The 15,029-nt window shown below is 44.0% G+C and carries 16 protein-coding genes; all 16 read right to left on the minus strand.

Annotated elements, in window-relative coordinates; genetic code table 11:
* Positions 1-30: 30 nt before the first annotated feature.
* Positions 31-588, minus strand: coding sequence for a ribosome recycling factor (gene frr / locus ABHN01_RS15505; protein ID WP_429876286.1), 558 nt, complete (start codon positions 586-588; stop codon positions 31-33).
* Positions 588-1,313, minus strand: coding sequence for a UMP kinase (gene pyrH / locus ABHN01_RS15510; protein ID WP_290399536.1), 726 nt, complete (start codon positions 1,311-1,313; stop codon positions 588-590). Before pyrH ends, frr begins: the two co-directional genes overlap by 1 nt.
* Before the next feature lie 96 nt (positions 1,314-1,409).
* On the minus strand, positions 1,410-2,294 hold the full coding sequence (tsf, locus tag ABHN01_RS15515; RefSeq protein WP_429876287.1) for a translation elongation factor Ts: 885 nt from the start codon (positions 2,292-2,294) through the stop codon (positions 1,410-1,412).
* Between the two features lie 102 nt (positions 2,295-2,396).
* Complete coding sequence (gene rpsB / locus ABHN01_RS15520; protein WP_429876344.1) at positions 2,397-3,122, minus strand: 30S ribosomal protein S2; 726 nt, start codon at positions 3,120-3,122, stop codon at positions 2,397-2,399.
* A gap of 174 nt (positions 3,123-3,296) precedes the next feature.
* Complete coding sequence (locus ABHN01_RS15525) at positions 3,297-3,536, minus strand: DUF6115 domain-containing protein (protein WP_429876345.1); 240 nt, start codon at positions 3,534-3,536, stop codon at positions 3,297-3,299.
* Positions 3,537-3,587: 51 nt separating this feature from the next.
* Positions 3,588-3,971, minus strand: a complete 384-nt coding sequence (gene flgB, locus ABHN01_RS15530) for a flagellar basal body rod protein FlgB (RefSeq protein WP_429876346.1) — start codon at positions 3,969-3,971, stop codon at positions 3,588-3,590.
* A gap of 296 nt (positions 3,972-4,267) precedes the next feature.
* A complete protein-coding gene (gene codY / locus ABHN01_RS15535) occupies positions 4,268-5,047 on the minus strand; it encodes a GTP-sensing pleiotropic transcriptional regulator CodY (RefSeq protein ID WP_290399568.1) in 780 nt (259 codons plus the stop codon).
* 13 nt (positions 5,048-5,060) lie between these two features.
* The gene (gene hslU / locus ABHN01_RS15540; protein ID WP_429876288.1) at positions 5,061-6,458 is read right to left on the minus strand and encodes an HslU--HslV peptidase ATPase subunit; all 1,398 of its coding nucleotides are present in this window, start codon (positions 6,456-6,458) and stop codon (positions 5,061-5,063) included.
* Positions 6,459-6,475: 17 nt separating this feature from the next.
* Complete coding sequence (gene hslV, locus ABHN01_RS15545; protein ID WP_062231737.1) at positions 6,476-7,018, minus strand: ATP-dependent protease subunit HslV; 543 nt, start codon at positions 7,016-7,018, stop codon at positions 6,476-6,478.
* Between the two features lie 24 nt (positions 7,019-7,042).
* Positions 7,043-7,945 (minus strand): tyrosine recombinase XerC, encoded by a 903-nt coding sequence (xerC, locus tag ABHN01_RS15550; protein ID WP_290399570.1) that lies wholly within the window; start codon positions 7,943-7,945, stop codon positions 7,043-7,045.
* Positions 7,946-8,005: 60 nt separating this feature from the next.
* Positions 8,006-9,310, minus strand: coding sequence for an FADH(2)-oxidizing methylenetetrahydrofolate--tRNA-(uracil(54)-C(5))-methyltransferase TrmFO (gene trmFO / locus ABHN01_RS15555; protein ID WP_429876289.1), 1,305 nt, complete (start codon positions 9,308-9,310; stop codon positions 8,006-8,008).
* 18 nt (positions 9,311-9,328) lie between these two features.
* A complete protein-coding gene (gene topA / locus ABHN01_RS15560) occupies positions 9,329-11,404 on the minus strand; it encodes a type I DNA topoisomerase (protein WP_290399572.1) in 2,076 nt (691 codons plus the stop codon).
* A 135-nt stretch (positions 11,405-11,539) separates the two neighbouring features.
* Positions 11,540-12,415: a DNA-processing protein DprA gene (gene dprA / locus ABHN01_RS15565; RefSeq protein ID WP_429876290.1), complete on the minus strand. Its 876-nt coding sequence runs from the start codon at positions 12,413-12,415 to the stop codon at positions 11,540-11,542.
* A gap of 63 nt (positions 12,416-12,478) precedes the next feature.
* Positions 12,479-13,393, minus strand: a complete 915-nt coding sequence (sucD, locus tag ABHN01_RS15570) for a succinate--CoA ligase subunit alpha (RefSeq protein WP_429876291.1) — start codon at positions 13,391-13,393, stop codon at positions 12,479-12,481.
* Positions 13,394-13,430: 37 nt separating this feature from the next.
* Complete coding sequence (gene sucC / locus ABHN01_RS15575) at positions 13,431-14,591, minus strand: ADP-forming succinate--CoA ligase subunit beta (RefSeq protein ID WP_290399575.1); 1,161 nt, start codon at positions 14,589-14,591, stop codon at positions 13,431-13,433.
* A gap of 200 nt (positions 14,592-14,791) precedes the next feature.
* Positions 14,792-14,974 carry a hypothetical protein gene (locus ABHN01_RS15580; RefSeq protein WP_290399576.1) on the minus strand — a complete coding sequence of 61 codons (183 nt, stop codon included), beginning with the start codon at positions 14,972-14,974 and terminating at the stop codon, positions 14,792-14,794.
* Positions 14,975-15,029 lie beyond the last annotated feature (55 nt).

Genomic DNA, 15,029 nt, shown 5'->3' on the forward strand with positions numbered 1-15,029 from the left:
TTTTCTTATTTTATTTTACATGGAAATCAATTATACTTCCATGATTTCTTTCTCTTTATTTACAGCGACAGAATCTACTTCGCTAATGTATTTGTCTGTAAGCTTCTGTACGTCCTCACTATAGCGGCGAAGTTCATCTTCTGTGATCTCACCGTCTTTTTCTGATTTTTTCAGATCGTCGTTGGCATCACGGCGGACGTTTCGAAGAGCTACTTTTGCTTCCTCGCCGTATTTTTTAACAAGCTTAACAAGCTCTTTTCGTCGTTCTTCCGTCAAAGGCGGAATGGCAATCCTGATGACTTGGCCGTCATTGGAAGTCGTAAGGCCAAGATCAGATTTTTGAATCGCTTTTTCAACATCGTTCAACGCGGACTTGTCATAAGGCTGAATGACCAATAAACGAGCCTCGGGCACAGAAATTCCCGCTAACTGGTTAATCGGAGTCTGTGCTCCGTAATAGTCAACTTGGATGCGGTCCAATAGCGCAGGGTTAGCACGGCCGGCACGTATGGTTGAAAGTTCACGCTGAAAAGATGAAATACCTTTTTTCATTCGTTCTTCTGCGTTTGTCAAAATTTCCTTTGCCATCAATTATTCCCCCTAATCGTTGTTCCGATTTCTTCACCTATTACTACACGCTTAATGTTGCCCTCCTCCATGATGGAAAACACGATAAGCGGTATATCATTGTCCATGCAAAGAGATGAAGCTGTAGTATCCATTACAGCAAGTCCTTCTTTTAGAAGATCAAGATAGGATAAAGTATTGTATTTTACAGCTGTTTCGTCGATCGTCGGGTCTGCTGAATATACGCCATCCACATTGTTCTTAGCCATGAGGATGACCTCAGCTTCAATTTCCGCAGCGCGCAAGGCAGCTGTCGTATCCGTTGAAAAATAAGGATTCCCAGTTCCTGCTGCAAAAATGACAACACGTTTCTTTTCAAGGTGACGAATAGCTTTTCTGCGAATATACGGTTCAGCGACCTGACGCATTTCAATTGATGTCTGTACTCTCGTCTGAACGCCGATGTTCTCCAGACTGTCCTGCAACGCCAGGGAGTTCATGACGGTCGCAAGCATTCCCATGTAATCGGCGGAAGCACGGTCCATACCCATCTCGCTTCCGGCTTTGCCTCTCCACAGATTTCCGCCGCCAACGACTACAGCCACTTCGACGCCAAGCTCCACAATGTCTTTGACTTGATGGGCTATGGATTGAATAACAGCCGGATCAATTCCGCTGCCTTTTCCGCCGGCAAGTGCTTCTCCGCTTAGTTTTAGGACTACTCGTTTGTATTTTGAAGTACTCATAATTCCCTCCGTAACCATCACCTTATAATGTCTTGCTTCTTCTATTCTGAAAAAAAGGGAACACATTGTGCTCCCTCATTCTGCTTTTTTACTGCCTTACTTTTTAACTTGAGACATTACTTCTTCAGCAAAGTTATCTTCGCGTTTTTCCATACCTTCTCCAACTTCGTAACGAACGAACGCTTTTACAGTTCCGCCTTTAGAAGCTACATATTTACCAACTTTTTGATCCGGGTCTTTAACAAAAGATTGGTCGTTCAAGCAGATCTCTTCGAAGAATTTACCAAGGCGTCCTTCAACCATTTTAGCAACGATGTTCTCAGGTTTGCCTTCGTTTAACGCTTGTTGGGTGAGAACTTCACGCTCGCGTGCTACTTCTTCTTCACTTACTGCATCACGTGAGATGTAGCGAGGGTTGACTGCTGCAACGTGCATTGCCACGTCTTTCGCCACAGCTTCGTCAGTTGTTCCTTCCACTACAGAAAGAACACCAATGCGGCCGCCCATGTGAAGGTATGCACCAAACGCTGCATTGTCGCCTTTTTCAATGATCTGGAAACGGCGAAGGGAGATTTTTTCTCCGATTTTAGCGATTGCGTTGTTAAGATAGTCATTAACAGAGATGCCTTCGCTCTTGATCTCAGAAGAGAGGGCCTCTTCCACAGTAGAAACGTTGGCTTCTAGGAGATGTTTAGCAAGAACATTGATTAGAGCAGTAAAGTTTTCGTTTTTTGCAACAAAGTCAGTTTCAGAGTTAACTTCAAGAATTACCGCTTTGTTACCGTCTACAACAACAGAAGTCAAGCCTTCTGCAGCGATGCGGTCAGCTTTTTTAGCTGCTTTCGCGATTCCTTTTTCACGTAGGAAGTCAATCGCTTTTTCCATGTCACCATTTGTTTCTGTTAGAGCTTTTTTGCAATCCATCATACCTGCGCCTGTTTTTTCACGCAGTTCTTTTACCATTTGAGCTGTTACTGCCATAATGTAATTCCTCCTTTGGTTTATGTAAAACATGGTTGACTTTAGCATTAAAAAAGGGCGAGAAAGGGTATATCCCCTCCATCACCCTTCTCTTTATATTGCTTATGCAGATGTTTCTTCGTCGTTTTGAGCTTCTTGCTCTTCTCCGCCTTGGTTGGCTTCGATAATAGCATCAGCCATTTTTCCAGTAAGAAGTTTTACTGCACGAATCGCATCATCGTTACCAGGAATTACGTGATCTACTTCGTCAGGATCACAGTTCGTATCCACGATAGCGATAATAGGAATGTTCAGTTTGCGAGCTTCTGCCACAGCAATACGCTCTTTGCGCGGATCTACGATGAATAGCGCATCTGGAAGGCTGTTCATTTCTTTAATTCCGCCCAAGAACTTTTCAAGACGCTCCATTTCCTTTTTAAGAAGGATAACTTCTTTCTTAGGGAGAACATCAAAAGTTCCGTCTTCTTGCATTCTTTCAAGCTCTTTCAAACGGTTGATACGTTTACGGATCGTACCGAAGTTCGTTAAAGTTCCACCTAACCAGCGTTGGTTGATGAAGTACATGCCAGAACGAGCTGCTTCTTCTTTAACAGAATCTTGAGCTTGTTTTTTAGTACCAACGAAAAGAATTTTACCGCCGTTAGCTGCGATGTCTCTCATTACGTTGTAGCACTCTTCAACTTTTTTCACTGTTTTTTGAAGATCGATGATGTAAATGCCGTTACGTTCAGTGAAGATGTAACGAGACATTTTTGGATTCCAGCGTCGAGTTTGATGTCCAAAGTGTACGCCGGCTTCCAATAGTTGTTTCATTGAAATGACTGCCATGATGGCACCTCCTGATGGTTTGTTTTCCTCCGCCTGCTTCGCCTTTAGCCAAAACTGCAAAGTTTGCAGCACCAATGGATAAATCCGCAGACGTGTGTGATTAACACCGAAAGTAACTATACCATACTTCGGCATAGAGTAGCAAGAAGAAATATTTTTGCTGTCAAACATTCCTTATTTTTCCCTGTTAAACTTCAGGATCAGTTCAATCTCACCTTTTCCTCTGTCCAGTTTCTTTGCAATCTCTTCTGCATTATAGCCACTTTCGGCATATTTTAAAACATCCTGATGAAAAATGGCATTCTGTGTTTCTTCTGTGTCGGAAGTGCGATCGCCACTCTCTTTTTCCTGTGTATGATTTTCAGCTGCGGGCTCTGCTTTTACAGGGCCTGCACGGCTCGATCTCCCCTGCAGGAATGTCTAGAACATCGTTCGCTATTTAATGCACCGAACATACTCATCCTGCTACTTGCCCCCTTTAATCACCATTTGAAGTGAATTGAATTTTCCATTGAGCCGTTGAACGAGGGCCTGGTTCAAGATCTCATTTTTTGCCAGATCGGTCATTTCTTTATCTAAATCCACATTGTTACCGTTGTTGTTCATCATGGTGCTGTTGTCTCTGGCTACAGTCATGCTTTGGCCGCTGGATTGATTGAAAGGGATATGCCTGCTGCTCGTCCGGTAAGCACTTAAGCACCCATCCAGTTCGGTTTGAAACTGAACTTTTTTTGCTTTGTAGTTTGGCGTGTTGATGTTTGCCAGATTGTCACTGATCGTTTCTTGTCTTAATGCTGCAGCATCTAAGCCTCGTTCCAGCATTTGAAAAATAGGACTTGTAAACATTATTTATCCCCTCTTTTTTACAACTAAATTTAAAAAGAGTACCAAAAGTTACCGATATTCCATATTTTAAGTCATAAAACCAAAAAGTGTCTATGCATTTTTTACCAAAGTGACTTTTTTCGATAAAAAGAACTACTTTGTATTCAGGATTTTGGTCCCGATATGTTTTTACTAGAGCCTTGATATACAGGGATTATTGGGGTTTTTCCGATCTCAGGAATCTCCGCACGTTTCGACATTTTCAATCAAAAAATACCACCCTGCCAAATAGCGGGTGGTATTTTATATGTTTTGCACGATCAGCTGGTTTTAAGTTTTGATAATTCTAGTAAAAATTTATCATTCAGCACTTTAATATACGTGCCTTTCATACCAAGTGAACGGGATTCAATGACACCAGCGCTCTCCAGTTTGCGGAGGGCGTTAACGATAACAGAACGGGTAATCCCCACACGGTCTGCGATCTTGCTGGCTACAAGCAGGCCTTCGTTTCCTTCAAGCTCTTCAAAAATATGCTCAATCGCTTCTAGCTCGCTGTAGGAAAGTGAGCTGATCGCCATTTGTACGACAGCTTTGTTTCTGGCCTCTTCTTCAATCTCCTCCGCTTTTTCACGAAGAATTTCCATTCCAACAACGGTAGCTCCATATTCAGCAAGCAACAGATCATCATCATTAAACGAATTGGAAAGACGGGAAAGAATCAGTGTACCAAGACGCTCTCCCCCTCCGATGATCGGTACGATAGTCGTAAGACCTGAAGAAAAGAGTTCTTTGTTTTCTACAGGAAATGCTGTGTACTCACTGGCTATATCCAAGTTGGATGAAGTTTCTGTAACATTAAACAGCCCTTTTGTATACTCGGATGGAAATTGGCGCTCCTCGAGCATTTTTTTCATTCTTTCATTTTCAATCTCTTGTTTCAAAGAAATACCAAGAAGCTTTCCTCTTCTGCTGACAACGAAAATATTGGCTTCAATAACATCTCTGAGGGTTTCCGCCATTTCTTTAAAATTAACGGGCTTCCCTCCGGATTGTTGCAGCATCGCATTCAGCTTTCTTGTTTTTTCTAATAAATTCATTTTACATTTCCTCCTACAGGATATACTGGCTTAAATCCTTATTCTTTGCGATTGACGCAAGTTTTTCTTCTACATACTCTGGTGTGATCTTTATGGCGTTCATTGTAACATCCGGTGCTTCAAAGGACAGATCTTCCAGCAGTCGTTCCAGAATGGTATGAAGCCTCCTTGCACCAATATTATCGGTTTCCTGATTCACTTGGAAAGCTATACTCGCAATCTTAGAAATAGCTTCGTCAGAAAATTCAAGATTTATACCTTCTGTTGCGAGCAATGCTGTATATTGTTTTAAAAGGGCATTATCCGGCTCTACTAAAATCCGGGTAAAATCCTCGACAGACAGCTTTTCAAGCTCGACTCTGATCGGAAAACGTCCCTGAAGCTCAGGGATGAGATCAGAGGGCTTCGCCATATGAAACGCACCTGCTGAGATGAAAAGAATATGATCGGTCTTGATGGATCCGTATTTGGTCATAACGGTAGAACCTTCAACGATCGGCAGGATATCACGCTGGACACCTTCTCTTGAAACATCCGCGCTGTTTTGATTCTTTCCTGCGATCTTATCAATCTCATCAATAAATATAATACCTGTTTGTTCGGTTTTGTAAACCGCATCACTTGTCACTTCGTCCATGTCGATCAGCTTGGCAGCTTCATCCTGGGTGAGCACTTTTCTGGCCTCAGAGACAGTCAGTTTACGTTTTTTCTTTTTCTTGGGGACGATGCCTCCTAGCATATCTTGCATGTTAATACCGAGCTGGTCAAGTCCTGAGCCTTGGAACATATCCATCATGGAATGGTTCTGCTCTTCCACTTCAACGGTTACGAGATGGTTTTCAAGCTCTCCCAAAGCAAGTTTATGCGCCATCTGCCTTCGCTGCTGGGTGATCGAAGCATCATCCTCTTTATCGCCAGGGGATTGTGCGGCATTGCTGTTGTTTGAACCAAAAAACATTTCGAGCGGATTTTTATATGAACTCTCTTTTTGCTTGCCAGGCACCAGGAGTTCAACAAGCCGTTTATTGGCGTTCTCCTCCGCCTTATCTTTCACTTCGTGCATTTTTTGTTCTTTTACTAAACGAATCGACGTTTCCACGAGATCCCGTACCATGGATTCAACGTCACGGCCGACATAACCCACTTCTGTAAACTTTGTCGCTTCTACTTTAATAAAAGGTGCGTTTACAAGCTTCGCCAGCCTTCTTGCAATCTCGGTTTTTCCTACGCCGGTAGGCCCGATCATCAAAATATTTTTTGGAGAAATCTCGTCTCTTAGCTTTTCATCGAGCAATCCGCGCCGATACCTGTTTCTTAAAGCTACAGCAACCGCTTTTTTTGCATCCTTTTGGCCGATGATATATTGATCCAGCTTTTCAACGATCTGCCTTGGAGTTAAATGTGTGTTCATCTCTACCCACGCTCCCTCTACAGCTCTTCTAAAATAATTTGGTCATTCGTATAAACACAGATTTCACCGGCAATTTCCAGAGCTGCTCTTGCAATCTCGGCAGCTGATAGATGAGGAGCATTTCTTTTCAGGGCCCTTCCTGCAGCGAGCGCATAATTGCCGCCGGATCCGATGGATAGAATGCCATCGTCCGGTTCAATGACTTCCCCGGTTCCTGAAATGAGCAGGAGACTTTCTTTATTCATGACGATGAGCATGGCTTCAAGTTTTCTCAGCACCTGGTCGGTACGCCATTCTTTTGCCAGCTCGACACTTGCACGTGCGAGATTCCCGCTGTACTCCTCCAGCTTGGCTTCGAATTTTTCGTACAGCGTAAAAGCATCCGCCACTGAACCTGCAAATCCAGCGAGTACTTTTCCTCCGAAGAGTCTTCTAACCTTCTTGGCAGAATGCTTCATGACAACGGCGTTCCCAAAAGTAACCTGGCCATCGCCCGACATCGCAAACTGTCCGTTATGATGAACGGCAAAAATAGTCGTTGCATGGAATGTATGGGTCATTAAAAAATCCCTCCTTACTCTCATTTATGCACGAGGATGAGTGTTATTATAAATTTTTTTCAAATGTTCTTTTGTGACATGAGTATAGATCTGTGTAGATGACAGATGAGAGTGTCCGAGCAACTCCTGCACGGCCCTTAAATCTGCGCCTTCGTTCAACAAATGGGTCGCAAACGTATGACGCAGTACGTGGGGGCTGATATGTACGGTTAATGTCGTCTTCTGAATCATGCTGTTTAATACATTTCTGACGGAACGCGCAGAAAGAGGACCGCCTTTATAATTAAGAAACAGCGTTTTTACAGGCTGGCCCGCCTTTTCTGCCAGCTGCTTTCTGCCCTCCTCGATATAACGGGTCAATGCTTCAACGCAATAGCTTCCCAGGGGCACATACCTCTCTTTTTTGCCTTTTCCTTTAATAAGCACTGTTTCTATGTAAAAATCGATGTCATCGAGCTGGATCTGGCAGCATTCACTCACCCTGATCCCCGTCCCGTACAGCAGCTCCAAGATCGCCTGGTTTCTCTGTCCAAGCGGGTCAGAGAGGTCATTGACATTAAAAAGCTGTGCCAGTTCTTCCTCATAGATAAAATGCGGAATGTTCTGGCCGGCTTTCGGCAGAGACGCTGCAGCAAACGGATTATGGTCCACCATCTTTTCCCGGTTAAGAAAACGATAAAAGCTGCGGAGAGACGAAATTTTTTTGGCGACCGTCCTTCTGGAATAGGACTGCTCGTGGAGCCATGTCAAATAATGTCTCACCAAAAGATAAGAAACAGCAGCGAATCCTTCGATTGCTTGCTGTTTCATAAACGACGTAAAATGTAAGATCGCTTTTTCGTAGTTTTCCGTTGTATGATGTGAACTATTTTTTTCTATTTGCAAATACTCGATAAACATCTTCAAATAGCGGTCATTTAAATCCACTTATCACACCTCACAAAGCCCCTAAATCTTATCACAGATCAGGGGCAAAGACAAGCAAGTTCACAATTTTGTTATAAAATTCTGAATTGTTTCCAGCGCTCGTTCAGCGAGTGCTGCATAGCGATCTTTCTTGTTTCTGATGCGGGTTTCAAGAGCAGGCAGAAGCCCGAAGTTTGCGTTCATCGGCTGGAAGTTCTTCGCATTGGCGTTCGTAATGTAATGGGCCATGCTCCCGATCGCAGTCTCTTGAGGAAATTCAAGCAGTTCTTTATCCTGCATCAGTCGGGCAGCATTGATCCCCGCGATGAGTCCGGATGCAGCGCTTTCCACATAGCCTTCAACACCTGTCATCTGGCCAGCAAAGAAAAGGTCTTTTCTGTCTTTAAACTGATACGTCTTTTCTAAAAGCTTAGGAGAGTTGATGAAGGTGTTTCTGTGCATCACACCATACCGGATGATTTCCGCGTTCTCAAGCCCCGGAATCAGCTGGATGACTTCTTTCTGAGGCCCCCACTTCAGATGCGTTTGAAAACCTACTATATTATAAAGGGTTCCTGCACTGTTATCCTGTCTTAGCTGGACTACAGCAAACGGCTGTTTACCTGTCTTCGGATCCTCAAGACCAACAGGTTTGAGCGGTCCGAACAGCATCGTCTTCTTGCCTCTGGACCCCATGACTTCAATCGGCATGCACCCCTCAAAGAAGATCTCCTTTTCAAACTCTTTTAAAGGTACAGTTTCAGCAGAAATGAGCGCTTCATAAAACCGGTCAAACTCTTCTTCCGTCATCGGACAGTTTAAATAAGCTGCCTCTCCTTTATCATAACGGGATTTAAGGTACACTTTATTCATATCGATGCTCTCGGCATCAATAATCGGAGCAGCCGCATCATAAAAGTACAAATAATCCTCCGACGTCAGCGCTCTTAAAGCATCCGACAGTTCTTTAGAAGTGAGCGGGCCTGTAGCGATTACTGTCGGCCCCTCTGGTATTTCTGTTACTTCTTCTTCAAAAACCGTGACGTTCGGATGATTCTTTACCCGTTCTGTGACGAGTGCCGCAAATTCATGGCGGTCAACAGCGAGCGCTCCTCCTGCTGGCACTGAGCAATCATCAGCTGACGCAATGATGACCGAATCCAGTTTTCTCATCTCTTCCTTCAGAACACCAACGGCATTCGTTAAGGTGTTTGAACGAAGAGAATTTGAGCATACAAGCTCTGCAAACTTATCTGTATGGTGAGCAGGCGTCTGTTTTTTTGGCCGCATCTCATATAGATGGACTTTAATACCTCTTTTGGCGATCTGCCAGGCTGCTTCACTTCCCGCCAGCCCGGCGCCGATAACATTAACAAAATCGTTCATTCTTCGAAAAACTCCCCTTTAAGCTTGCTCCTCAGCGTAATCACAAGAAATACACTGTACGACTTTTCCTTTTTTCGTTTTCTTTTCAACAAGTATTTTACCGCATTTCGGACACGTTCGGCCGACCGGTTTATCCCATGAAACAAATTCACACTCTGGATACCTGCTGCAGCCATAAAAAATTCTGCGCTTTTTGCTCTTTCGTTCCACTATGGTTCCTTTATGGCATTCCGGGCACTCTACACCAGTGTCTTTTACAATCGGTTTCGTGTTTCGGCAATCCGGGAAATTGGAACACGCCATAAACTTGCCATAGCGCCCCATCTTAAAGACCATCTCATGCCCGCACAACTCACAGTTCTCACCGGCAGGCTCATCTTTAATCTCTACTTCCTTCATTTCCTCTTCTGCGACAACCAGCTGCTTTTCAAAACTCTTGTAAAATTCGTCGATGACCTCGTTCCAATGCTTGTCACCGTCTTCAATTTCATCAAGATCCGTTTCCATCTGGGCTGTAAATTTTACGTTGAATACTTCTGAAAAGAATTCAAGTGTCAGTTCCAGAACCACTTCTCCCAGCTCTGTCGGCTGAAACTTCTTGTCATCAAGCATAACATAGCCGCGCTTCTGGATCGTATCAAGGGTCGGTGCATAGGTCGACGGACGTCCGATCCCGAGCTCTTCCATCGTTCTGACGAGCCTGGCCTCACTGTATCTTGGAGGGGGTTGTGTAAAATGCTGAGTCGGTTCGATCTCTTGCTTTTCGGCTGTCTTACCCTCTTTCAAATCCGGAAGCAAACGGTCTTCATCTTTTTTGCCGTCATCGTTACCTTCAATATATACCTTCATGAATCCAGGGAATTTCACCTTAGAACCGTTCGCACGGAAAATCACTCCCTGGTTCTCGAGATCCACAGTCATCGTATCCAAAACAGCCGATGACATCTGGCTCGCAATAAAACGCTCCCAAATTAACCGGTATAGCCGGAGCTGGTCACGGCTCAAATATTCTTTTAATTCTTTTGGATGTTTTGAAGCCGAAGACGGCCGGATCGCCTCATGGGCATCCTGCGCATTTTTACCTTGCTTCTTCTCCGCACGATCGGCCTTGTTCACATATTCCTCACCAAATTCTTCCTGAATAAACGATCTTGCTTCTTCTTTTGCCAGATCAGAGATTCGGGTCGAATCCGTTCTCATATACGTAATCAGACCGACGGTGCCTTCTTTTCCAAGATCGATTCCTTCATATAGCTGCTGTGCAAGCATCATTGTTTTCTTTGCTCTGAAGTTCAGCTTTCTCGCTGCCTCCTGCTGAAGGGAAGAGGTGATGAATGGCGGCGCAGGATTGCGTTTTCTTTCCTTCTTCTGTACGGAAGCGATAGAAAATGTGTCTCCTTTTAGCTTGCTTAAGACTTCCTTGACTTCCTCTTCATTCGCCAGTTCCTTCTTTTTGCCGTTGATGCCGTAAAAGCCCGCCTCGAATTCATCTTTGCCGTAGGAGAAGGCGGCTTTGATCTTCCAGTATTCCTCCGGAACAAACGCTTTGATCTCGTTTTCCCTCTCGACGATCAATCTTAGAGCAACCGTCTGTACACGTCCGGCACTGAGCCCCTTTTTCACTTTCTTCCATAATAAAGGGCTGATCTTATAGCCTACAAGCCGGTCAAGGATCCGACGCGCCTGCTGTGCATCTACAAGATCCATATTTATTTTCCTCGGACGTTTGAACGAGTCTTTTATGGCATTCTTTGTAATCTCGTTAAAAACAACCCGGCATTCAGAATCCAAATCAATATCCAGGCTGTGTGCAAGATGCCAGGCGATCGCTTCTCCTTCTCTGTCGGGGTCAGATGCGAGAAAGATCTTTTTCACTTTTTTGGCCGCTGTCTTCAATTCTTTTAAAACAGGTCCTTTTCCCCTGATCGTTATATATTTTGGATTATAATTGTCACTAATTTCTACTCCCATTTGGCTTCGAGGCAGGTCCCTGACATGGCCCATCGACGCCTTAACGATATATTTGCTTCCCAAATATTTCTTTATCGTTTTTGCTTTTGCGGGAGATTCAACGATTACTAAATACTCTTCCATTTTCAGTGCATCCCCCTTTAAGGGTTTAATCAAATCTTCCCTATTATTAAATAGACTCTCATCATTTGTCAAACGGTTTTCAATTATTGCCATTCCATTCAGGAGAAATAATAGGGACTAATACTTCATTCTGACCTAATCGATCAAACTTAATTCACTTAAAATGTCCTCAGCGTCCATTACTAGCTTGGCTCCCTGCTGGATCAGGCGGTTCGTTCCTGCCGCACACTCATCTAAAATGGAACCTGGAACGGCAAAGACTTCCCTCCCCTGTTCCATCGCTTGATCTGCTGTAATAAGGGAACCGCTCTTTTCTCGGGCTTCTACAACCAAGGTTCCCCGCGTGAGTCCGCTAATGATTCTGTTCCTTTGCGGAAACTGCCATTTTTTCGGTGGACGGTTAAACGGATACTCAGAAACGAGCAGCCCTTTTCCGGTGATCCGTTGGGCCAAAGCGGTATTGGCCCTCGGATAGATATGGCCGATTCCTGATCCGAGTACTGCAATCGTACTTCCTGACTCCTGTAAAGTCAATTCATGGGCATGGGTGTCGATTCCCGCGGCCAGTCCGCTGACCGTTATCCAGCCTTCCTGTAGCAGCGGATTAAGAACTTTGTTCAGACTTTTTAATCCCCCCTCGGTGGGATTCCTTGTTCCCACTACACTAATAGCGAGAGGAGCCGACAGCACCTCTGTATTCCCTTTACTGTATAAAACCCAGGGCGGATCAAAAATGTGGCGGAGAGGAACGGGGTAATGATTATCAAAATATGTATGGATTTTAATATTATGCTTTCGGTATGTTTGTTCAATGGAGCGGTAGGACAGCTTCCGGATATCTTCTACAAAATCATTGTTGTTCTGATGACTCATACGGAACCGTTCTGAAAGCTCTTTTTTACTCATTTGAAAAACTGCTGTTAACTCAGGGTCAAATGCTAAAAATGACTGGATGGCTTTCCATCCTGCTCCGCGGCAATGATGAAGAAGAATTAACCGTTCTCTGTCCATAGGTCTCCTCCATTAATTAGAATCATTTTTTAAAAAAAGCTCCCAAAAACGGGAGCTTTCTGCTTATACATTCGCTTTGTGTGTTGTGCAGCGGTCGAGAATCCCTTTTTCCTTAAGGACAGAAACGAGTGTTTCTCCCATAACGGAAGGTGTTTCAGCGACTTTAATACCGCATTCCTGCATAGTTTTGATCTTTTCTGCAGCTGTACCTTTACCGCCGGAAATAATCGCACCCGCATGGCCCATACGTTTTCCTGGAGGTGCTGTCTGTCCGCCGATGAATCCGACAACTGGTTTTTTCATGTTCGCTTTGACCCACTCAGCAGCTTCTTCTTCTGCTGTTCCGCCGATTTCACCGATCATGATCACAGCATAAGTATCTTCGTCTTCATTGAAAGCTTTTAGCACATCAATGAAGTCAGTACCGTTTACCGGGTCCCCACCGATCCCTACTGCTGTAGATTGGCCGATCCCGCGCTGTGTAAGCTGGTGTACTGCTTCATAAGTCAATGTCCCGGAGCGTGATACAACGCCTACATGACCTTTTGTATGAATGTATCCTGGCATGATACCGATCTTGCACTCTTCAGGAGTAATTACACCTGGGCAGTTAGGTCCTACTAGACGAGTTTTCTTGCCTTGCATGTAACGCTTGACTTTCACCATGTCCATTACTGGAATGCCTTCTGTAATACAGATTGCAAGGTCAAGTTCTGCGTCGACTGCTTCAACGATAGAATCAGCTGCAAACGCAGGGGGAACATAAATGACAGAAGCCGTAGCACCTGTTGCTTTCACCGCTTCTTCTACTGTATTGAAAACAGGCAGGCCTTCAACTTCAGTTCCGCCTTTACCTGGTGTAACACCGCCGACAATTTTTGTTCCATATTCAAGCATCTGCTGTGTATGGAATAAACCGACAGACCCTGTAATCCCTTGCACGATGACTTTTGTGTCTTGATTGATAAAAATACTCATCTATTTTTCTCCACCCTTCTACCTTATTTCGGGGAATTTATTTTACTAAAGAAACGATCTTCTCAGCACCGTCTGCCATGGAATCTGCAGAAGTAATGTTCAAGCCTGACTCATTAAGGATTTTCTTCCCAAGCTCTACGTTTGTACCTTCCAAACGAACAACAAGCGGCAAGTTCAATCCTACTTGTTTAGTAGCTTCAACTACACCGTTAGCGATAACGTCACATTTCATGATTCCGCCGAAAATGTTAACGAAGATCCCTTTAACTTTTTCATCAGAAAGGATAATTTTAAACGCTTCCGTAACTTTTTCAGCTGTAGCACCGCCGCCTACATCAAGGAAGTTGGCAGGATCTCCGCTGTAGTGTTTGATGATATCCATCGTTGCCATCGCAAGACCTGCGCCGTTAACCATGCATCCGATGTTCCCATCAAGGGAGATATAGCTCAAGTCATATTTGGAAGCTTCGATTTCTTTTGGATCTTCTTCTTCAAGATCACGGTACTCAAGAATGTCTTTTTGGCGGTAAAGCGCATTTGAATCGAAGTTTAATTTCGCATCAAGTGCCATAACGTTGCCGTCGCCAGTAACTACAAGCGGGTTAATTTCTGCGATTGAGCAGTCTTTTTCAACAAATGCTGTATAAAGCCCCATCATGAACTTTGCAGCTTTGTTCACAAGCTCTTTCGGGATGTTGATGTTGAATGCTAAGCGGCGAGCTTGGAAAGCTTGAAGCCCGATCGCAGGGTCGATCACTTCTTTGAAGATTTTTTCAGGTGTCTTTTCAGCCACCTCTTCAATTTCAGTTCCGCCTTCTTCAGATCCCATCATGACAACGCTTGAAGTAGCGCGGTCAAGGACAAGGCCGATGTAATATTCTTTCTTGATGTCGCAGCCCTCTTCAATAAGCAAGCGCTTAACTTCTTTGCCCTCAGGGCCTGTTTGATGAGTGACAAGCACTTTCCCCAAAATTTCATCCGCATATGTACGAACTTCATCAAGGTTTTTTGCCACTTTAACACCGCCGGCTTTTCCTCGTCCGCCAGCGTGGATTTGAGCTTTAACAACAGTTACAGCGCTTCCTAATTCTTTTGCAGCTTCTACTGCTTCTTCTACGGAATACGCCACTTTACCGTTAGGAACAGCCACACCGTACTTTCTTAGTACCTCTTTGCCTTGATACTCGTGGATATTCATTCTCCATCCTCCTATCATGTTCAAAACTAAACTACCGATACCATTTTATATAATAGAACACGAACTGTCTACCATTCAACTGAATAATTGCAAACGCATTCACTTATTTTCGACATTTTTTCCTATTAATTGCTTCATAATATGGAATAAATCGGGAGGAAAACACGATTCACGGATTTTTACCAACAAAAAAAGCAGGATTATTCTTTCCTGCTTTTTGTTTCTTTTTTGCCGTTTGATTTTTTATTGTTTCGGTCCGTTTTTTTTTCTGTGAAATCCCGTTCGGCAGCTGGACGGTAGATCCCGAATTCCTCGCCGATTTCTTCCCTGTATTGGTCAAGCATAGAGTCGACACCAGGTACATACAGTTTTCTTCTTGGCATGACGGAAGCCTCCCTTTTTTTTTATAGGATGCCCAATCACACATAAATTATCGCT

Source organism: Fictibacillus sp. NRS-1165, assembly GCF_050468105.1.
GTDB classification, from domain to species: domain Bacteria; phylum Bacillota; class Bacilli; order Bacillales; family Fictibacillaceae; genus Fictibacillus_C; species Fictibacillus_C terrinigri.